Genomic DNA, 17983 nt, shown 5'->3' with positions numbered 1-17983 from the left:
TTCACAAAGCTGAAGACTGAGGAGGCTCCATGCGACAGACAAAGGAATCGTCCGGCCTGGTACTGGTTGTCGAAGACAACCGCAACATCTCCGAAATGATCGGTGAGTACCTGGAAGGCAAGGGGTTTGAGGTTGATTACGCGGTCGATGGTCTGGACGGCTACCGCCTGGCGGCCGAGAACAGCTACGACGTGGTGGTGCTGGACCTGATGCTGCCACGGCTGGACGGCATCGAGGTCTGCCGCCGGTTGCGCAACGAGGCACGCAAGTCCACGCCGGTGCTCATGCTGACCGCGCGCGACACGCTGGACGACAAGCTCACCGGGCTGGGATACGGCGCCGACGACTACCTGACCAAACCCTTCGCGATCCAGGAGCTGGAAGCGCGCCTGCGTGCGTTGATCCGCCGCGAGCGTCGCCAGGTGGGTGCCGAGGTGCTGAAAGTGGCCGACCTGGTGCTGGACCCGGTCAGCATGCGCGCCACCCGCGCCGGCAGCGAGCTGCAGCTCTCCCCGATCGGCCTGCGCCTGCTGACCATCCTGATGCGCGAATCGCCGCGCGTGGTGACCCGCCAGGAGATCGAGCGGGAGATCTGGGGCAATGGCCTGCCGGACTCCGACACCCTGCGCAGCCACCTGTACAACCTGCGCAAGATCATCGACAAGCCGTTTGATCGCCCGCTGCTGCATACCGTACAAAGCGCCGGTTACCGCATCGCGGACATCGGCCAGCCGATGGGCTGAGGCACATGCGGTGACCGGACAATGAGCAGGCCGTCGCGCCTTTGGGGGCGCGACGGCCTTTTCGTACCAGGACGCGCGTCGGCCGGTGGGCGGGCATCCTTATAATCACGCGTGCTTCGGGGGGAGGCAGATGCCTTACGGGTTGTCGCGCAAAATCAGGATCGCATTCATCCTTCAGGCGCTGCTGGTGAGCCTGGCGGTCCTGGTGGGCGGCTACCTGGTGACGCAGGTGATCCGGCACGGGCTGGAAGAAGTGAAGCTGCAGGAAGAGGCGGCCCACTACTGGCAGGCGCGGACCAAACACCCGGGCAAGCCACCTCCCGACACCCACACCCTGCAGGGCTATCTGTGGCTGCAAGGGCAGCCACCCGATGGCATTCCGGTCGCCATGCGCACGCTTTCTCCGGGGTTCCATGAACTCAAGGCCAGCAGCCAGCGGGTGCTGGTCGACCCGCAGCCGGCCGGGCGGCTGTACCTGGTGCTGGAGCGCTCGCAGACCGAGCGCAATGCATTCTGGTTCGGGGTGGTGCCGGTACTGCTGGTACTGATCGTGATCTACGCGGTGTCATGGCGGACCTACCGGGTCTCGCGGCGCCTGGTCTGGCCGGTGAACTGGCTGGCACGCAGGGTGTCGCAGTGGGACCCGCGCCGTCCCGATGCCGGGGAGCTGGCACCGGAGCGGTTGCCGGCCGAGGTCAAGGGCGAAAGCCTGCAACTGGCGTTGGCACTGCATGCGATGGCCGGGCGCGTCGCCGCGCACGTGGCCCGCGAACGCAACTTCACCCGCGATGCCAGCCATGAACTGCGGACCCCGTTGACGGTGATCCGCATGGCCAGCGACATGGCCCTGGCCGACCCCGAGCTGACCCCGCGCCTGCAGCGCAGCCTGCAGCGGATCCAGCGCGCCGGGCGCGACATGGAGGCGGTGATCGATGCCTTCCTGCTGCTGGCCCGGGAAGTGGACGTGGAGCCGCAATCGGAATGGTTCGATGTCGGCGACCTGGTCCGCTACGAGGCCGGGTTGGCCGAGGAGCTGCTGCGCGGCAAGCCGGTGGAGCTGCGGGTGTCCATCGACGGCCGCCACCCGCTGCTGGCGCCACCGCGGGTGATGCACGTGGTGGTCGGCAACCTGCTGCGCAACGCCTGTACCTACACCGACGTCGGCCTGGTCGAGGTCACGGTGTCCCACGGCCAGTTGACGGTGCGCGACACCGGCGTCGGGATGTCGCCCGATGCCCTGTCACGGGCCTTCGAGCCGTTCGTCCGCGGCGAGCACGGCAATTCGCTGGGGCTGGGCCTGAGCATCGTCCGGCGGCTGTGCGAACGCTGCGGCTGGCAGATCAGCCTGGACAGCCGGGAGGGACAGGGCACCGTGGCGGTGGTGCGCTTCAGCTGAGCGGCGGCCGGTTCCGGGAAGTGAACGGGCAGATGTGGCAAAATTGCCCATTGCCTATCCGCAACCGGTGTCATCGTTCATGGCAGCTCCCCTGTTTGATCTGTACCCGCCGCGCCGTGGCGCGGCGACTGGCAAGGTGTGCCATGGCTGACCAGACCGGCCATATGCCGCGCGGTCCGGGCCGCATCTTCAAGGCGGCCCAGTGGTCCTGGCAGGGCCTGCGCGCGGCCTGGCTGCACGAGTCCTCGTTCCGCCTGGAGGTCTACCTGTTCGTGGTCCTCACCCCGCTGGCGCTGTGGCTGGGGCAGACCCCGGTCGAGCAGGTCCTGATGATCGGCTCGATGCTGCTGGTGCTGGCCATGGAGCTGGCCAATTCGGCCATCGAGGCCGTGATCGAGCGCTATGGCCCGGAGTACCACGTGCTGGCCGGCCGCGCCAAGGACATGGGTTCGGCGGCGGTGTTCGTGCTGATGATGAACGTGCTGGTGTGCTGGGGCCTGTTGCTGGTTCCCCGTCTTTTCTGAAACCACGCGCCGGGTGGCGCGGGGTAGTTGGGTTCTATTGAAGGATTGCGTGCATGTCTTTTGAGTTTCTTGCCGACCCGAACGTATGGGTCACGCTGTTCATGCTCAGTGCGCTGGAAATCGTGCTGGGCATCGACAACCTGGTGTTCATCTCCATCGCGGTGGGGCGCCTGCCCGAGCACAAGCGCCCGCTGGCGCGTCGCGTCGGCATCGCGGTGGCCTGCATCACCCGCATCCTGCTGCTGATCTCGCTGGCCTACCTGGCGCACATGGAGAACAACCTGTTCACCATCGCCGGGATGGGCATCTCCATCCGCGACCTGGTACTGATCGTCGGCGGCCTGTTCCTGCTCTACAAGGGCATCAAGGAAATCCGCGAGCTGGTCAGTGGCGGTGAAGACGCCGACCCGACCACCACCAAGGCCTCGGCCGCGTTCGGCATGGTGATCGCGCAGATCGCGGTGATCGACATCGTGTTCTCGCTGGACTCGGTGATCACCGCCGTCGGCATCGCCGACCACGTGCCGGTGATGGTCTGCGCGGTGCTGCTGTCGGTGGCGGTGATGCTGCTGGCGGCCAACCCGCTGGGCCGTTTCATCGACGCCAACCCGACCGTGAAGCTGCTGGCGCTGGCCTTCATCCTGATGGTCGGCACGGTGCTGGTGCTGGACGGCTTCGATGTCCACGTGCCCAAGCCCTACATCTACGCGGCGATGGGCTTCTCGGTCCTGGTCGAGTGGCTGAACCTGCTGATGCGGCGCAACGCCAAGCAGCACCACGTACCGGGTTCGGAAGACTGGTAAACGAATCACAAAGGGCCGGCATTGCCGGCCCTTTGCTTTGGCACACGCTGCACCCCGGCCGTGGCATGCTCGGCACTCCGACGTCCAAGGACCCGACCATGCGCCAGTTCCTCCGCTTGATGCTGCTCGTCGTGGCGGCAATCTCCATTTCCGGGTGTGGCTACAACGCCATCCAGCAGAAGGACGAGGCGGTCAAGGCCGGCTGGTCCGAGGTGCTGAACCAGTACAAGCGCCGCGCCGACCTGATCCCCAACCTGGTCAACACCGTGCAGGGCTACGCCCAGCAGGAGCGCCAGGTGCTGACCGAGGTCACCAACGCCCGCGCCAAGGTCGGGCAGATCCAGGTCAACGCCGACGATGCCGACTCGCTGGCCCAGTTCCAGCAGGCCCAGGGCGAGCTGGGCAGCGCGCTGTCGCGGCTGCTGGTGGTCAGCGAGAACTACCCGACGCTGAAGTCGGACCAGAACTTCCGTGACCTGCAGGCGCAGCTGGAAGGCACCGAGAACCGCATCACCGTGGCCCGCGGCCGCTACATCCAGCTGGTGCAGGACTACAACACCTACATCCGCTCGTTCCCGCAGGTGATCACCGCCAAGATGTTCGGCTATGCGGCCAAGCCGAATTTCAGCGTGGAGAACGAGGCGCAGATCGCCCAGCCGCCGGCGGTCAACTTCGGCAACCAACAGCCGCAGCCGCCGGCACCGCAACCGGCGCCTGCGCCGGCGCAGTGAGTTCGTGCCGATGACCGGCCTGCTGCCGCGGCTGTGGCTGTTGCTGTGCCTGCTTGGCGTGGGCTGGGCAGGCCTGGCGGTGGCCCAGCAACGGGCACCGATCCCGCCGCTGGACTCGCCGGTGGTGGACGTCACCGGCACCCTGGACACAGCGCAGAAGCAGGCACTCGAGCAGCAGGCGCTGGCCCTGCAGCAGCGCAAGGGCAGCCAGCTGCAGGTGCTGATCGTGCCCACCACCCAGCCCGAGGACATCGCCCAGTACACCACCCGCGTCTTCGACGAATGGAAGGTCGGGCGCAAGGGCGTGGATGACGCGGTGGTGCTGGTGGTGGCCAAGGACGACCGGCGGGTACGCATCGAGCCCGGCTACGGGCTGGAAGGGGCGATCCCCGATGCCATCGCCAACCGGGTGATCCAGGAGTATCTGGTGCCGCATTTCCGCCAGGATGACTATGCCGGCGGCATCACCGCCGCCACAGGGGTGCTGGTCAAGCTGATTGATGGCGAGCAACTGCCGGCCCAGGTCAGCAGCAACCGCGGGCGCAGGGACGGCGGCGAGGACAGTTTCCTGTTCGCGATCGGCATCGGCGTGGTTGCCGCGGTGCTGATGCGCCTGCTGTTGGCGCGGCAGCCCAAGGCGGTGCGCGGCTTGCTTGCCGCGGTGCTGGCCGGGCTTGCCGGTGCGCTGCTGCTGACGCTGACCAATGGCGTGATGGCGGCCTTCGCCGCGCTGTTCTTCTCCTTCGGCAGGGCTTCCGGCGGCTTCGCCCGCGGCGGGGGCGGGGGCTGGGGGAGCGGGGGCTTTGGCGGTGGCGGAGGCTTCGGCGGCGGTGGCTGGTCCGGCGGCGGCGGGCGATCGGGAGGCGGTGGCGCCTCGGGGAGTTGGTGATGCGCTGGTTGCGCCATGTGTTCTCGCCCTCGGCCCATGCGGTTTTCCCGGAAGCCAGCCTGGAGCGGATCGCCCGGGCCATCGCCGACGGTGAGCGCCAGCACGGCGGCCAGGTGATGTTCGCCGTGGAGTCGGACCTGTCCTTGCCGATGCTCTGGCGGGGCGTGGATGCCCGGCAGCGCGCCGAGCATGCCTTCGCGGTGCTGCGCACCTGGGACACCGAGGCCAACAACGGAGTGCTGATCTACCTGCTGCTGGCCGACCACGCCATCGAGATCGTGCCCGACCGCGGCCTGTCGGGCCGCATCGAGGCCGGGCAGTGGCAGCAGGTCTGCGAGCACCTGCGCGTGCAACTGGGCAGTGGCGACCGCGAGGCGGCCGTGTTGGCCGCCGTGGCCGAGGTCTCGCAGCTGCTGGCCCGGCACTTTCCCGCCGACCCGGACCGACCACGTGGCAACGAGTTGCCTGACCGCCCGCAGCTGCTTGGCTGAGTGGGCGGTTGACGCAGGGAATGCAGCCCCGAGAATAGGACTTCGTTCGCCAGACAGTGCCTTCATGATCTATCTCCATGACATAGACCCCATCGCCTTCAGCCTGGGGCCGATCTCGGTGCACTGGTACGGCATCATGTATCTGCTGGGCTTCGGCGCCGCCTGGTGGCTGGGCCGGCAGCGGATCCTCGCCGGGCGCCTGCCGGGCGTGAGCATGAACGGTTTTTCGGACCTGCTGTTCTACGCCATGCTCGGCGTGGTGCTGGGCGGGCGCATCGGCTACATGCTGTTCTATGCCACCGCCGAGTTCCTGCATAACCCGTTGCTGCTGCTGCGCGTATGGGAAGGTGGCATGAGCTTCCATGGCGGCCTGCTCGGCGTGCTGATCGCCGGCTGGTGGTGGACGCGCAAGCAGCGCCAGCACTTTTTCGACACCATTGATTTCGTCGCGCCGCTGGTGCCGCTGGGCCTGGGCTTCGGCCGGCTGGGCAATTTCGTCGGCGGTGAGTTGTGGGGCAAGTTCACTCATTCCGGCTGGGGCGTGGTGTTCCCGCATTCGCCGTTGAAGGACGTGCCGGCGGGCCTGCCGACGATGGAGCAGCTGATGTCGGCCGCGCAGATCAAGCAGGACTTCGCCGCCGGGCTGCTTACCCAGTACGCGCGCCATCCCTCGCAGTTGTATGAAGCGGTGCTGGAAGGGCTGGTGATGTTCGTGGTGTTGTGGCTGTACTCGATGAAGCCGCGCCCGCGTTACGCCGTGTCCGGCCTGTTCGCGTTGATGTACGGCGCCTTCCGTTTCCTGGTCGAGTTCGTGCGCATGCCCGACAACGGCGCCTACGTGGCGTTTGACTGGCTGACCCGTGGCCAGATCCTGAGCCTGCCGCTGATCGCGCTGGGCGTGATCCTGCTGGTGATGTCGCGCCGTGCCCCGGTGCTGCAGCCGGTCCTGCCGCTGGAGGAAAAAGCGTGAAGCCCTACCTGGATCTGCTGCGGCACGTGCTCGAGCACGGCAGCGAGAAGTCCGACCGCACCGGCACCGGCACGCGCAGCGTGTTCGGCTGGCAGATGCGCTTCGACCTCAACGAAGGCTTCCCGCTGGTCACCACCAAGAAGCTGCACCTGCGCTCGATCATCCACGAGCTGCTGTGGTTCCTGAAGGGCGATACCAACATCGCCTACCTGAAGGACAACAACGTGCGGATCTGGGACGAGTGGGCCGATGCCAACGGCGACCTCGGTCCGGTCTACGGCAAGCAGTGGCGCAGCTGGGCCACCGCCGACGGGCGCGAGATCGACCAGATGCAGTGGCTGGTCGAGGAGATCAAGCGCAACCCGGATTCGCGCCGGCTGGTGGTCAGCGCATGGAACGTGGGCGAGTTGTTGCAGATGGCGCTGATGCCCTGCCACAACCTGTTCCAGTTCTACGTGGTCGACGGCAAGCTCAGCTGCCAGCTATACCAGCGCAGCGGCGACATCTTCCTCGGCGTGCCGTTCAACATCGCCAGCTACGCGTTGCTGACCCACATGGTGGCGCAGGCCACCGGCCTGGGCGTGGGCGATTTCGTGCACACGCTGGGTGATGCACACCTGTATTCCAATCACTACGAGCAGGCGCGCGAACAGTTGTCGCGTGCGCCGCGCGCGCTGCCGACGCTGTGGTTGAACCCGGAGGTCACCGACCTGTTCGGTTTCCGTTTCGAGGACATCCGTATCGACGGCTACGACCCGCACCCGGCGATCAAGGCACCGGTGGCGGTGTGAGCCTGGGGATGGGAACGGCGAACGGCGAAGCGGCAACCCCGGTGCAGCTGCGGCTGTCGATGATCGCCGCGCTGGACCGCAATCGCGGCATCGGCCAGGAAAACGGCATGCCGTGGCACCTGCCAGATGATTTCAGGCACTTCAAGACGCTCACGCTGGGCAAGCCGATCCTGATGGGGCGCAGGACCGCGCAGTCGCTCGGTCGCGCGCTGCCGGGGCGGACCAACCTGGTGCTGACCCGCAGCGGCCAGGTGCCGTTCGAGGGCATGCAGGCGGTGGCATCGCTGCAGCAGGCGCAGGCCATCGCGCTGGCGCAAGGCGCGTCCGAACTGTGCGTGATCGGCGGGGGTGAGATCTACCGATTGCTGATCGATCAGGCCACCGACCTGTACCTGACCTGGGTGGACGCCGAGGTGGTGGCCGATACGCATTTCCCGGCCGTGGACCCGGCCCAGTGGCAGGAGGTGGACAGCCAGCCGCACGCGGCCGACGACCGGCACGCCTACGCCTTCCGCTTCGCCCACTACATCCGCCGGTAGGCGCGGCCTAGCGGGTAGGAGCGGCCTCGGCTGCGAAGCTGGCGCCGTTTCTCAGACTGCTGGAACAGCGAACCCCTCCCCAGCCCTCCCCTTGGCTGCGCCAAAGGGAGGGGGCCAACAGCGGCTGCGCGATGATCTGAGCGCTCACAGGGCGGTGATCCGAACGACGCTCGCACGGCGATGATCTGAACGCTCGCAGGATCCGCGCCCTCCCTTTGGCGCAGCCAAGGGGAGGGGGAGGGGTAAGCCTTTGCCTTAACCCGGCATCCGGTAGTGCCCGATGATGCGGTGCCGGAACAACACATCCTCCTCCTGCGTGCCGCGCGCGATGTTGTGCAGCACCAGCGGCGTGCCATCGTCCAGCAGGCGATCGGACACGATGCCCACGTGCAGCAGGCCATTACCGTTGAGCTTCCACGCGACGATGTCGCCGGGCGCGTAGTCGCCCGGTTGCGCGCTGATCGGCAATTCCCAACCCTGGCGCTGCATCCAGCGCATCTGGTTGGGCACGCGCCGGTGGTCGATGTTGCGGTCCGTACGCGACAGGCCCCATAGCGGGGGGTACTCGGAAAAGTGCGCGCGCATGTCCGCATGGATGCGCGCCTGCAGGTCGATGCCGACCCCGCGCAATGCGCGTACCACCACGTCGGTGCAGACCCCACGGTCCCGTGGAGGATCGCCTTCGGGATAGGCCAATGCGAAGTAGGCCGGGTCGTAACGCACGGTCACGCCGACCTGCGCACGTGCCGCGGCCACCAGCGGTACGGACGTGACCGCCGGTGCCTGGGCACGCGAAGGCGGCAGTTCAGTGGAGTGGGGGACTTCCTGCCGGCAGGCGCCGAGCAGGACGGAGGCCATCAGCAGCAGGGCTGATGGCCCGCGGATCATTCACCCGGCCCGACGGTGGGCGGAGCGCCGTGGGTGCCGGCATTGTTGCCACCGCCATTACCCGCACCCGGTCGCCGACGGCGCGGGCGTCGGCGCGGTTCGCCGCGCGCGGGCTGCTCGCCGCGGGGCTCGGCCGGGCGCTCCGGCTTGGGTTTGCGCGGCGGATGCGCACCGGGGACCGGCGCGGGTACGTCACGGCCCGGCACCTGCACCACGCGCAGGTCCTCGCTGTCCAGCTGCAGCGCGGTGAGCTTGCCGCCCCAGACCGCACCGGTGTCGATGGCGTGCACGCCCTGGGTGATGGTCAGGCCCAGCGCCGACCAGTGGCCGCAGACCATCTTCAGCTCGCGCTCCACGCGGCCGGGTACTTCGAACCAGGGGTACATGCCCTGCGGTTGGGTGCCGGGCGTGCCCTTGTCCTCCATGCCGATGCGGCCACTGGGGGTGCAGTAGCGCATGCGGGTGAAGATGTTGATGATCGCGCGCGAGCGGTCATAGCCGCTCAGCCCCGGCGACCAGGCCGGCTTGTCGCCGTACATGTTGCGGAACAGCTTGCGGTAGCCGTTGCCGTGCAGTTGCTGCTCGACCTCGCGGGCATGCTTCTCGGCCAGGGCGACGGTCCACTTCGGCGCCAGCCCGGCATGGAACATCATCCAGCCCAGTTCGCGGTCGGCGTGCACCAGCTTCTGCAGGCGCAGCCAGTCGAGCAGGGTGTCGCGGTCCTCGGCCAGCACGATGCGCTGCAGGTCCGGGTTGACCTTGCGCTGCTCCTCTTCGCTGCGGGCGCCGATGGCCAGCAGCGACAGGTCATGGTTGCCCAGCACCACCACGCTCTGCTCGCGCAGCGAATGCACCAGGCGCAGGGTCTCCAGCGATTGCCCGCCACGGTTGACCAGGTCGCCGCAGAACCAGAGCCGGTCTACGGCGGGGTCGAAGTTGATCTTCTCCAGCAGCGACTGGGTGACGTCGTAACAGCCCTGCAGGTCGCCGATTGCCCAGGTCGCCATCAGTGCAGCGTCCTGGGAATGGACAGCACGAACGGTGCGATCGGCGCGGCGAACTCGGTGCCGTCGTCGGCGAGCATGTCGTAGTGGCCCTGCATGGTGCCGTACTCGGTGCCGATCATGACGCCGGAGGTATAGCTGAACTCCTCGCCCGGGCGCAGCCGTGGCTGTTCGCCGACCACGCCGTCGCCGTCGACGTGCTCGACCCGGCCCTCGCCGTCGGTGATGCGCCAATGGCGGCTGATCAGCCGCGCGGGGACGCTGCCGCGGTTCTGGATGCGGATCGTGTAGGCGAACGCGAAGCGCCCGTCTTCAGGGGCCGACTGGTCGTCGATGAAACGAGGGGAAACCTCGATCTCGATCGCGTAGTGGCGGGATTCTTCCATGGGGGGAGTGTAAGCAAAAGCAGGTGATCGGTTTGCGCAGATGTCGCACTCAGGCGTGCGGTACGTTCGCAAGTCGGATGAAATCGGCCACTTCCAGCTGTTCGGCGCGGGCGTCGCTGCGGACCCCGGCGGCGGCGAAGCCGGCTTCGTCGATGACGCCGTTGAGGGCGTTGCGCAGCGTCTTGCGGCGTTGCCCGAAGGCGGCCTTGACCACCTCGGCGAAGCGTTTGGGGTCATCGATGCCGATTGTGGCGGGGTCGCGCGGCACCAGCCGGGCCACGGCAGAGTCCACCTTCGGCGGTGGCCGGAACGCGCCTGGGGGCACCACGAACAGCGACGTCACCTCGCACCAGGCCTGCAGCATCACGCTCAGGCGGCCATAGACCTTGCTGCCCGGGCCGGCGGCCATGCGGTCGACCACTTCCTTCTGCAGCATGAAGGTCATGTCCGAGATCGCCGCGGCGTGCTCCAGTGCATGGAACAGGATCGGCGAGGAAATGTTGTAGGGCAGGTTGCCGACCAGGCGGATCTTTCCGCCAGCGGCCAGCGCGGTGAAATCGACCTGCAGCACGTCGCGGTGGACGATGGTCAGCTCACCCAGGGGCGCGGCGGCCTCGGTCAACGGTGCGATCAGGTCGCGGTCGAACTCGATGACGGTCAGCTTCGGGTGGCGGCGCAGCAGCGGGAAGGTGATGGCACCCTGGCCCGGGCCGATCTCGACCAGGCAGTCGCCGTCCTTCGGGTTGACCGCCATCACGATCTTTTCGACGTAATGCGTGTCGGCCAGGAAGTGCTGGCCCAGCTGCTTCTTCGCCGGCGCGGTGAAACCTGCGCCGGCGCGCGGGGGATGGGAGGAATTCATTCGGTGATTTTACGTTGTGCGGCCAGCCTGGCGCACAGTTCCGTGGCGGCGAACAGGCTGGAGGGGTCGGCGATGCCCTTGCCGGCCAGGTCCAGCGCGGTACCGTGGTCCACCGCCACGCGCGGGTAGGGCAGGCCGAGGGTGATGTTGGTGGCCTGTTCGAAGCCGCTGTACTTGAGCACCGGCAAGCCCTGGTCGTGGTACATGGCCAGCACGGCGTCGAAGCCGGCCAGCTTGGCCGGCAGGAAGGCGGTATCGGCCGGCAGCGGGCCGATCAGGGGGATGCCCTCGGCGCGCAGCTGGTCCAGCAGCGGGATCATCATATCCAGCTCCTCGCGGCCCAGATGGCCATCCTCGCCGGCGTGCGGGTTCAGCCCGAGCACCGCGATGCGGGGCGCGGCCAGGCCGAAGTCACGGCGCAGCGCGCGATGGGTGGTGAGGATGACCTTGCGCAGGCCGTCTGCGGTGATCGCGTCGGCGACCTCGCGCAGCGGCAGGTGGGTGGTGGCCAGGGCGACGCGGACGATGTCGTTGGCCAGCATCATCACCACCTCGACCCCGGCCTGCTGGGCCAGCAACTCGGTGGTGCCGCTGTAGGCGATGCCGCCGTCGTTGATGACGGCCTTGTGCACCGGGCCGGTCACCACGCCATCGAGCGCGCCGTCCAGGCAGGCTTGCCCGGCCCCGTGCAAGGCATCGATCACCGCGCGCGCGTTGCGTGGGTCGGCGTGTCCAAAACGGCTGGGGACGGCATTGGTGACCGGGCGCAGGCGCAGATCACCGGGCTGTTGGGCCCAGGCGTGTTCGGGCAGCAGTTGCAGCGGCAGCTGCAGCGCGGCAGCGGCGTCGCGCAGGGTTTGCGGGTCCGCAAACGCCAACAGCCGGCAATCACTGCGCGGCTGTTGGGCAAGGCGGATACACAGTTCCGGGCCGATCCCGGAGGGCTCGCCCGGGACCAGAGCGAGCTGGGGAATCATGGCTTACGGCTTGGCCGGTTCGGTGGCCGGCTCGGCGGTGCCTTCGGCGCGGTCGCCGCTGCGGAAGCTGACGTAGGCATCGCCACGCAGTTCCTGCAGGAAGCGGTTGTACTCATCGTCGAGCTTGCGGCGACCGATCTGGTCACGGATCTGCGCACGCTTGTTGTCGTCGGTGACATCGGTCTGGCGCGTACCCACGCGCTGCACGATGTGCCAGCCGGCATCGGTGCGGAACGGTGCGGTCACGCCACCATCGCTGACGCCTTCGATCTGCTTGCCGAAGTCCGGGCCGAAGGCATCGGCCGGGAACCAGCCCAGGTCACCGCCCTGGCCACGGCTGTTGGCATCGTCGGAGGACTCCTTGGCCACGGCCTGGAAGTCGGCGCCGCCGGCGATGCGGGCGCGCAGGGTGTCGATCCTGGCCTTGGCTGCCGCCTCGTCCACCTGGTCGGTGATGCGCACCAGGATGTGGCGGGCGTGGAACTCGGTGACCTGCGCGGCGGAGCCGCCGCCGGCCCCGGCTTCACGCACTTCCACCAGCTTGAGCAGCTGGAAGCCGCTGGGGCCGCGGATCGGGCCGAGCACGTCGCCGGCCTTCATGTTCTTGATCTGGTTGGAGAACGCGCTGGGGATTTCATCCAGGCTGCGCCAGCCCAGGTCGCCGCTTTCCAGCGCGTTGGGGCTGTCGGAGTAGCGCACTGCCGCCGCGGCGAAGTCCAGCTCGCCCTTGTCCAGCAGGTTCTTGATGCCGTCCACCTTGCTCTGGCCGGTGGCGATCTGCTCGGCGTTGGCGCCTTCGGGCAGGGCGACCAGGATGTGCGCCAGGTGGTACTGCGCGCCGCCGGCGTTCTGCTGGGCCAGGGCCGCGTCCACTTCGCCTTCGCTGACGCTGATGCGGCTCTGCGCGAAGCTCTGGCGCAGGCGCTGGGTGATGATTTCCTCGCGCACCGAGTTGCGGAAGTCGGTGAAGCCGATGCCGTCCTGGGCCAGGCGCTGGCGCAGGCCGTCCACGGTGGTGCCGTTCTGCTGGGCGATGCTGCCGATGGCGTGGTTGAGCTCCTCGTCACCGACGCGGATGCCGCTGCCCTCGGCACGGGCGACCTGCAGCTTGACCAGCACCAGGCGCTCCAGCACCTGGCGCTCCAGCACCGCTTCGGGCGGCAGCTGGGCTTCGCGGCCGGCGTACTGGCCCTTGATGTTGTTGACCGCCCGCTGCAGCTCACTCTGCAGGATCACGTCCTCATCAACGATGGCGGCGATGCGATCCAGCGGCTGCTGCTGGGCAACGGCCGGGGCGGACACGCCGGAAAGCGCCAGTACGCTGGCGAGGACTGCAGAAAGGGTCTTGGTCATGGAATCTGGTTCGGATCGTAGTCGTCATCGTTCGCCTCGATGTTGCTCGGCGGAACGAGGTACAGGTCGTCTCGGTTGTAGCCGAGAATAGCACGGCGCAAGGTGCGGTCTGTGTCCTGCCCGACCGAGCTCAGGCCCTTGAGCACGAACTCGATCTGGAAGGAGTTGTCCAGGTCGCCGTCGCGGTTGCGGACGTAGCGACGGGCCAGGGCGCGGACCGTCAGGCAGCAGCTGTCCCACTGCACGCCGCCGATGATTTCCAGCGGCTTGTTGTCCAGCAGGGAGTAGTAATAGCGGCCGACCACGCTCCAGGTGGGGTTGATCGGGTACAGGAAGGACAGGTCGGCCTGTTCGAGCTGGTCCGTACCGTTGTTCGGGTTGCGGCGGTAGCGGTAGCTCAGGTTGACCACGCCGTCGCCCGGCATCAGGTAGCGGGCGCGGACGCTGGCCAGGTCTTCCTTGCCGTATTTCGGGTTCCACTGGTAGGTGCTGCCCAGCGTCCAGCGGTCGGTGAGCGCCCAGTTGACGTCGGCCACCCACGCCGAGTTGCCTTGCTCGACCGGCGCCTCGCCACTGTTCAGGGTGACGCGGGAGTCGTCGAAATAGGTGATCTGGCCAATGCTCGCCGACAGCTTCTCGCGGCCATCCTCCTGGCGGATCAGGCGCGTGGTCAGGGCGGTGGTCAGCTGGTTGGCGTCGTTCTGGCGGTCGGCGCCGGTGTAGCGGCTATCGCGGAACAGCTGGCCCCAGCTGAAGGTGAACGCACGGGTATCGAACAACGGCAGGTTGTTCTGCTCGCGGTACGGGGTGTTCAGGTAGAAGATCCGCGGCTCCAGCGTGTTCAGGTAGGACTTGCCCCCGAGCGAGGTCTCGCGGTCGAAGAACAGGCCGGCGTCCACGGTGGTGATCGGCAGGCTGCGGGTCGGGGTGCGGTCCGCGCCGTTGGCGACCATTCCGCGGTCCAGCTGGTAGGCGGTATAGCGCCAGGCCAGGGTCGGGGTGATGTACCAGGAGGCACCGGCCAGCGGCATCGACACGTAGGGCTTGATGTCCAGGCGCGAGCCACCGTACATGGGCTGCACCACGCCGGTGCGTTCGTACTCGCCGTCGGCGTTCTGGATCTTGAGGTGGACGTCGTCGTGGGTGAAGCGCACCGCTTCGGCGTAGACGCCAGCTTCGAACCAGCGGCCGAAACTCTCGTCCCAGGTGCCGAAGAAGCGCGGCTCACGGTTGTAGGCCAATGAGCTCTCGGTCAGGGTGTAATCGGTCAGCTGCCAGTGGTCGGCCATCACCCCGGCGGTCCAGCTCCTCCCGGAGCCGTACAGGCCGATGGTGCTCTGCAGGTTGGACGAGGTCACGCCGAGCAGGCGGTTGGAGAAGTCCTCCACGTAGCGCTCGTCGCTGACCCAGCCCAGGTTGGCGCGGGCCTGCCAGTGGCTGTCGATGTTGTGGTACCCGCTGTACTGGATGCGCCCGCGGTCCTTGTCGCGCAGCGAGTCGTTGGGCAGGTAGGCCGTCTCCAGCTGGCCCTTGCCGCCGCTGTACAGGTAGCGGAACTCGTTCTCCAGCATCAGGCCGCGCTTGCTCATGTAGCGCGGGCTCAGCGTGTCGTCGTAGTTCGGTGCCAGGTTGAAGTAGATCGGCTGCTCGTAGTCGAAGCCATTGCGGCCGGACATGCTCAGCTTGGGATACAGCAGGCCGGTCTGGCGGCGGTCGTCGATCGGGAACTTGAACCACGGCGCGTACAGCACCGGCACCTTGCCGATGCGCAGCACGGCATTGCGGGCGGTGCCGAAGCCTTCCTCGTTGTCCACCTCGATCTGCGGGGCCACCAGCTTCCACACCGGCTGCGAGGGGTCGCAGGTGGTGTAGGTGGAATGGTGCATCTGGCCGACCGAGCCCTGCAGGTCGATCGACTCGGCACCACCGTTGCCGCGCCGCGAGACCAGCTGGTACTGGATGTTGCTGATCTTGTGGGTGTCGGTTTCCTGGTTGCCTTCGGCCCGCTCGGCGACCATGCGGATCGAGGAGTCCGAATAGCGGACGTTGCCCTCGGCGATGTAGTTACCGCTTTCGGTGTCCAGGCGCAGGCTGTCGGTGCCCATGAACTGGTCGCCGCGCTTGAGCACCACGTTGCCCTGGTACTCGGGGACCACGGTGGTGCCGGTCAGCTCGTTGCCTTCGATGTCAGTCGGCAACTGCTCGCGGTTGGCCGCGCTTTTCGGGTCGGCCTGCGGGGCCTCCTCGAAGGCAGGCAGGGACTCGGTGGCCGGGCACAGCCCCCAGTTCACGGGCTTGTCATCGGCCATCGCGGGCAGGCAGATGGCGATACCCAGGGGCAGGGGAAGCAGGCGGAAGGCTCGGCGCACGCGGTTCGGATTCTGGGGGAAAACGGTCGCTAGCTTGCCGCATCGCCTGCATGGGGGCAATGAAGGGCACCCGGCGGAGCCGGGTCGGGTTCATCCATCAGGCCGATGGCAGCAGGGCCTGGACATGGGCGACGCTGCATTCGCGCAGGGCCTGCAGGTCGTAGCCGCCCTCCAGCATCGATACCACCCGTCCGCTGCCGTGGCGCTCGGCCAGGGTGACCAGCTCACGGGTCAGCCAGCCGAAATCCTCGGTCTCGACCATCAGGTCGGCCTGCGGGTCGCGCATGTGGGCGTCGAAGCCGGCGGAAATGAACAACAGCTGGGGCTGGAACGCTTCGATCTGCGGCAGCATGTCGTCGGCCCAGGTGTTGCGGAAGCGGAAGCCGCCGCTACCCGGCGGCAGCAGGATGTTGCACACGTTGCCCACGCCGCGCTCGCGCATGCTGCCGGAGAACGGGAACAGGCCCGACTGGTGGGTGCTGTAGTAGGCCACCTTGGGGTCGGCCTCGAAGATGGCCTGGGTGCCGTTGCCGTGGTGGACGTCGAAATCGACGATGGCGATGCGTTCCAGGCCGTACTTGTCGCGGGCATAGGCGGCAGCCACGGCGATGTTGTTGAACAGGCAGAAGCCCATCGCGGTATCGGCGGTGGCATGGTGGCCGGGCGGGCGCACTGCGCAGAACACGTGACGGCGGTCGTCCTCCAGCATCACCGCGTCCACGGCGGCGACCCCGGCGCCGGCGGCGTGCAGGGCGGCGCTGGCCGAGCCGGGCGAGGTGAAGGTGTCCAGGTCGATGCGGCGCAGCGGGGCGACCTGGGCGCGCAGCATGTCGTCGATCAGTTCGCGGCTGTGCACCCGTGCCAGCTCGCCGAGCTTGGCCGCCGGGGCCTGCCGCCATTCCAGCTGGTCCGGGAATTCGGCGCGCAGCGCCGAGATCACCGCGTGCAGGCGCTCCGGGGACTCCGGATGGTCGATGCCGGGGTCGTGTTCAAGGCAGGCGGGGTGGGTGAATACCAGCATGGCCGCACTCTGGACCGTCGGCGCCGCGCGTTGCGCGGCGTCCTGGGAGGGGGAAGGAGGGATCAGCCGCGCCGGCGTTCGTGGTTCCAGAGCACTTCACCATGGCCGTCGGCGCGGGCCAGCACCCGGGCCAGCACGAACAGCAGGTCGGACAGGCGGTTCAGGTAACGCACCGCCTCGCCACGGATGTCTTCCTGACGGGCCAGGGCCACCGTCTCGCGCTCGGCGCGGCGCACGATGGTGCGCGCCAGGTGGCAGCGGGCAGCCGCTTCGCCGCCGGCCGGCAGGATGAAGTCCTTCAGCGCCGGCAGGTCGTCGTTGTAGCGGTCCAGGTGCTGCTCCAACGCGTCGATGTCGGCGGCGTGGATGGCGGCGTGGCCGGGGATGCACAGCTCCCCGCCCAGGTCGAACAGCTGGTGCTGGATGGTGGTCAGCAGTGTCCGCACGTCGTCGGGCAGGGGGACCGCCAGCAGCACGCCGATGGCCGAGTTGGCCTCGTCGACGGTGCCGTAGGCGTTGACCCGCAGCGAATCCTTGCCGGTGCGGCTGCCATCGCCAAGGCCGGTGCTGCCATCGTCACCGGTGCGGGTATAGATCCTGGAAAGACGGTTGCCCATGCCGACGCCGTCCTCAGTGGGCGACGCGGCCGGTGGCCGGCTGCTTGGCAACGGCTTCCACGACGACGTGGACCAGGGCGGCGGCGCCGGTGTACAGGGCGGCGGTGCGCAGGTAAGGCAGCAGCCAGTCGGCGTAGTTCTTGGCCCAGCCGGCGACGGTCGGGTCGGCGACCGAGGCGCTGATCCAGTAGAAGCTGCCCTGCGCGATCAGGTGGCACAGCGCGACCGAGCCGACCAGGCTGGCCACCAGCAGGCCCAGCGACTGCCAGCTGGCAGCCTTGTGGAAGCGGCGCAGCAGCATGCCGCCGGCCCACATCGCGAAGTAGGCCGGCACCAGCATCCAGTAGGCGGCCGAGACGCAGTAGTGCTGCCAGAAGCTCATGCCCTGGTTGCTGATCACCGCCCAGTCGACCACCACCGCCAGTGCCATCAGCAGCGGGAAGGCCCAGCGGGTCCAGTCGCGCAGGTAGAAGCCGCCGATGAAGAACACCGCCCAGGAGGCATCGGGGATCGGTGCGAAATGGTTGATGCGGGTGCCGGCCATCAGCAGCACGAGCAGGGACAGGATGAAGGCACGTTGGACGTTGGCGGTCATGGATGGTCGGTTCCCGTTAATCAGGAGGCCATTC

General features: G+C 67.8%; 20 protein-coding genes. 10 read left to right on the top strand and 10 right to left on the bottom strand.

Annotated elements, in window-relative coordinates; genetic code table 11:
* Positions 1-29 precede the first annotated feature (29 nt).
* From ATCM_RS13240 to ATCM_RS13195, 10 genes are all read left to right on the top strand, one after another.
* A complete protein-coding gene (locus ATCM_RS13240) occupies positions 30-743 on the top strand; it encodes a response regulator transcription factor (protein WP_057633435.1) in 714 nt (237 codons plus the stop codon).
* 130 nt (positions 744-873) lie between these two features.
* Complete coding sequence (locus tag ATCM_RS13235) at positions 874-2139, top strand: HAMP domain-containing sensor histidine kinase (RefSeq protein WP_132864960.1); 1266 nt, start codon at positions 874-876, stop codon at positions 2137-2139.
* Between the two features lie 143 nt (positions 2140-2282).
* On the top strand, positions 2283-2663 hold the full coding sequence (locus ATCM_RS13230; protein ID WP_132864959.1) for a diacylglycerol kinase: 381 nt from the start codon (positions 2283-2285) through the stop codon (positions 2661-2663).
* Between the two features lie 53 nt (positions 2664-2716).
* A complete protein-coding gene (locus tag ATCM_RS13225) occupies positions 2717-3466 on the top strand; it encodes a TerC family protein (RefSeq protein WP_132864958.1) in 750 nt (249 codons plus the stop codon).
* A gap of 98 nt (positions 3467-3564) precedes the next feature.
* A complete protein-coding gene (locus ATCM_RS13220; protein WP_132864957.1) occupies positions 3565-4197 on the top strand; it encodes a LemA family protein in 633 nt (210 codons plus the stop codon).
* Between the two features lie 10 nt (positions 4198-4207).
* Complete coding sequence (locus ATCM_RS13215) at positions 4208-5086, top strand: TPM domain-containing protein (protein ID WP_132864956.1); 879 nt, start codon at positions 4208-4210, stop codon at positions 5084-5086.
* Positions 5086-5577 (top strand): TPM domain-containing protein, encoded by a 492-nt coding sequence (locus tag ATCM_RS13210; protein ID WP_132864955.1) that lies wholly within the window; start codon positions 5086-5088, stop codon positions 5575-5577. Before ATCM_RS13215 ends, ATCM_RS13210 begins: the two co-directional genes overlap by 1 nt.
* 64 nt (positions 5578-5641) lie before the next feature.
* Entirely contained in the window at positions 5642-6547 is a 906-nt protein-coding gene (gene lgt / locus ATCM_RS13205) for a prolipoprotein diacylglyceryl transferase (protein WP_132864954.1), read from the top strand.
* Positions 6544-7338: a thymidylate synthase gene (locus ATCM_RS13200; RefSeq protein WP_132864953.1), complete on the top strand. Its 795-nt coding sequence runs from the start codon at positions 6544-6546 to the stop codon at positions 7336-7338. Before lgt ends, ATCM_RS13200 begins: the two co-directional genes overlap by 4 nt.
* A gap of 47 nt (positions 7339-7385) precedes the next feature.
* Positions 7386-7877 carry a dihydrofolate reductase gene (locus tag ATCM_RS13195; RefSeq protein WP_132866177.1) on the top strand — a complete coding sequence of 164 codons (492 nt, stop codon included), beginning with the start codon at positions 7386-7388 and terminating at the stop codon, positions 7875-7877.
* 255 nt (positions 7878-8132) lie between these two features.
* Here the strand turns inward: ATCM_RS13195 and ATCM_RS13190 are convergent, their stop codons facing one another.
* The 10 genes from ATCM_RS13190 to ATCM_RS13145 all read right to left on the bottom strand — a co-directional run bounded on the left by ATCM_RS13190 (position 8133) and on the right by ATCM_RS13145 (position 17949).
* Complete coding sequence (locus ATCM_RS13190) at positions 8133-8735, bottom strand: DUF1287 domain-containing protein (RefSeq protein WP_207911811.1); 603 nt, start codon at positions 8733-8735, stop codon at positions 8133-8135.
* Between the two features lie 26 nt (positions 8736-8761).
* Entirely contained in the window at positions 8762-9772 is a 1011-nt protein-coding gene (locus tag ATCM_RS13185) for a symmetrical bis(5'-nucleosyl)-tetraphosphatase (RefSeq protein ID WP_132864951.1), read from the bottom strand.
* Positions 9772-10155 carry a Co2+/Mg2+ efflux protein ApaG gene (gene apaG, locus ATCM_RS13180; RefSeq protein ID WP_132864950.1) on the bottom strand — a complete coding sequence of 128 codons (384 nt, stop codon included), beginning with the start codon at positions 10153-10155 and terminating at the stop codon, positions 9772-9774. The genes ATCM_RS13185 and apaG overlap by 1 nt, the downstream gene beginning before the upstream one ends.
* Before the next feature lie 49 nt (positions 10156-10204).
* Positions 10205-11017: a 16S rRNA (adenine(1518)-N(6)/adenine(1519)-N(6))-dimethyltransferase RsmA gene (gene rsmA, locus ATCM_RS13175; protein ID WP_132864949.1), complete on the bottom strand. Its 813-nt coding sequence runs from the start codon at positions 11015-11017 to the stop codon at positions 10205-10207.
* Entirely contained in the window at positions 11014-11994 is a 981-nt protein-coding gene (gene pdxA, locus ATCM_RS13170) for a 4-hydroxythreonine-4-phosphate dehydrogenase PdxA (RefSeq protein WP_132864948.1), read from the bottom strand. The genes rsmA and pdxA overlap by 4 nt, the downstream gene beginning before the upstream one ends.
* Before the next feature lie 3 nt (positions 11995-11997).
* On the bottom strand, positions 11998-13347 hold the full coding sequence (locus tag ATCM_RS13165) for a peptidylprolyl isomerase (protein WP_132864947.1): 1350 nt from the start codon (positions 13345-13347) through the stop codon (positions 11998-12000).
* Positions 13344-15716 carry an LPS-assembly protein LptD gene (lptD, locus tag ATCM_RS13160; protein ID WP_132864946.1) on the bottom strand — a complete coding sequence of 791 codons (2373 nt, stop codon included), beginning with the start codon at positions 15714-15716 and terminating at the stop codon, positions 13344-13346. The genes ATCM_RS13165 and lptD overlap by 4 nt, the downstream gene beginning before the upstream one ends.
* Positions 15717-15813: 97 nt before the next feature.
* Positions 15814-16737 (bottom strand): histone deacetylase family protein, encoded by a 924-nt coding sequence (locus ATCM_RS13155; protein WP_132864945.1) that lies wholly within the window; start codon positions 16735-16737, stop codon positions 15814-15816.
* Positions 16738-16799: 62 nt separating this feature from the next.
* Positions 16800-17354, bottom strand: coding sequence for a cob(I)yrinic acid a,c-diamide adenosyltransferase (locus ATCM_RS13150; RefSeq protein WP_132864944.1), 555 nt, complete (start codon positions 17352-17354; stop codon positions 16800-16802).
* A 13-nt stretch (positions 17355-17367) separates the two neighbouring features.
* Positions 17368-17949: a hypothetical protein gene (locus ATCM_RS13145; RefSeq protein WP_132864943.1), complete on the bottom strand. Its 582-nt coding sequence runs from the start codon at positions 17947-17949 to the stop codon at positions 17368-17370.
* Between the last annotated feature and the right edge of the window lie 34 nt (positions 17950-17983).

The sequence above is a fragment of the Stenotrophomonas sp. ATCM1_4 genome (assembly GCF_004348115.1).
GTDB classification, from domain to species: Bacteria; Pseudomonadota; Gammaproteobacteria; order Xanthomonadales; family Xanthomonadaceae; genus Stenotrophomonas; species Stenotrophomonas capsici.
The sequence above is the reverse complement of the archived record's forward strand: the minus strand, read 5'-3'. Positions and strand labels throughout refer to the sequence as shown.

What these genes read in the sequence shown, in the direction of transcription:
- ATCM_RS13240 (WP_057633435.1), top strand. Translation starts at nt 30, where the DNA reads ATGCGACAGACAAAGGAATCGTCCGGCCTGGTACTGGTTGTCGAAGAC.
- ATCM_RS13235 (WP_132864960.1), top strand. Translation starts at nt 874, where the DNA reads ATGCCTTACGGGTTGTCGCGCAAAATCAGGATCGCATTCATCCTTCAG.
- ATCM_RS13230 (WP_132864959.1), top strand. Translation starts at nt 2,283, where the DNA reads ATGGCTGACCAGACCGGCCATATGCCGCGCGGTCCGGGCCGCATCTTC.
- ATCM_RS13225 (WP_132864958.1), top strand. Translation starts at nt 2,717, where the DNA reads ATGTCTTTTGAGTTTCTTGCCGACCCGAACGTATGGGTCACGCTGTTC.
- ATCM_RS13220 (WP_132864957.1), top strand. Translation starts at nt 3,565, where the DNA reads ATGCGCCAGTTCCTCCGCTTGATGCTGCTCGTCGTGGCGGCAATCTCC.
- ATCM_RS13215 (WP_132864956.1), top strand. Translation starts at nt 4,208, where the DNA reads ATGACCGGCCTGCTGCCGCGGCTGTGGCTGTTGCTGTGCCTGCTTGGC.
- ATCM_RS13210 (WP_132864955.1), top strand. Translation starts at nt 5,086, where the DNA reads ATGCGCTGGTTGCGCCATGTGTTCTCGCCCTCGGCCCATGCGGTTTTC.
- lgt (WP_132864954.1), top strand. Translation starts at nt 5,642, where the DNA reads ATGATCTATCTCCATGACATAGACCCCATCGCCTTCAGCCTGGGGCCG.
- ATCM_RS13190 (WP_207911811.1), bottom strand. Translation starts at nt 8,735, where the DNA reads ATGGCCTCCGTCCTGCTCGGCGCCTGCCGGCAGGAAGTCCCCCACTCC.
- ATCM_RS13185 (WP_132864951.1), bottom strand. Translation starts at nt 9,772, where the DNA reads ATGGCGACCTGGGCAATCGGCGACCTGCAGGGCTGTTACGACGTCACC.
- apaG (WP_132864950.1), bottom strand. Translation starts at nt 10,155, where the DNA reads ATGGAAGAATCCCGCCACTACGCGATCGAGATCGAGGTTTCCCCTCGT.
- rsmA (WP_132864949.1), bottom strand. Translation starts at nt 11,017, where the DNA reads ATGAATTCCTCCCATCCCCCGCGCGCCGGCGCAGGTTTCACCGCGCCG.
- pdxA (WP_132864948.1), bottom strand. Translation starts at nt 11,994, where the DNA reads ATGATTCCCCAGCTCGCTCTGGTCCCGGGCGAGCCCTCCGGGATCGGC.
- ATCM_RS13165 (WP_132864947.1), bottom strand. Translation starts at nt 13,347, where the DNA reads ATGACCAAGACCCTTTCTGCAGTCCTCGCCAGCGTACTGGCGCTTTCC.
- ATCM_RS13155 (WP_132864945.1), bottom strand. Translation starts at nt 16,737, where the DNA reads ATGCTGGTATTCACCCACCCCGCCTGCCTTGAACACGACCCCGGCATC.
- ATCM_RS13150 (WP_132864944.1), bottom strand. Translation starts at nt 17,354, where the DNA reads ATGGGCAACCGTCTTTCCAGGATCTATACCCGCACCGGTGACGATGGC.
- ATCM_RS13145 (WP_132864943.1), bottom strand. Translation starts at nt 17,949, where the DNA reads ATGACCGCCAACGTCCAACGTGCCTTCATCCTGTCCCTGCTCGTGCTG.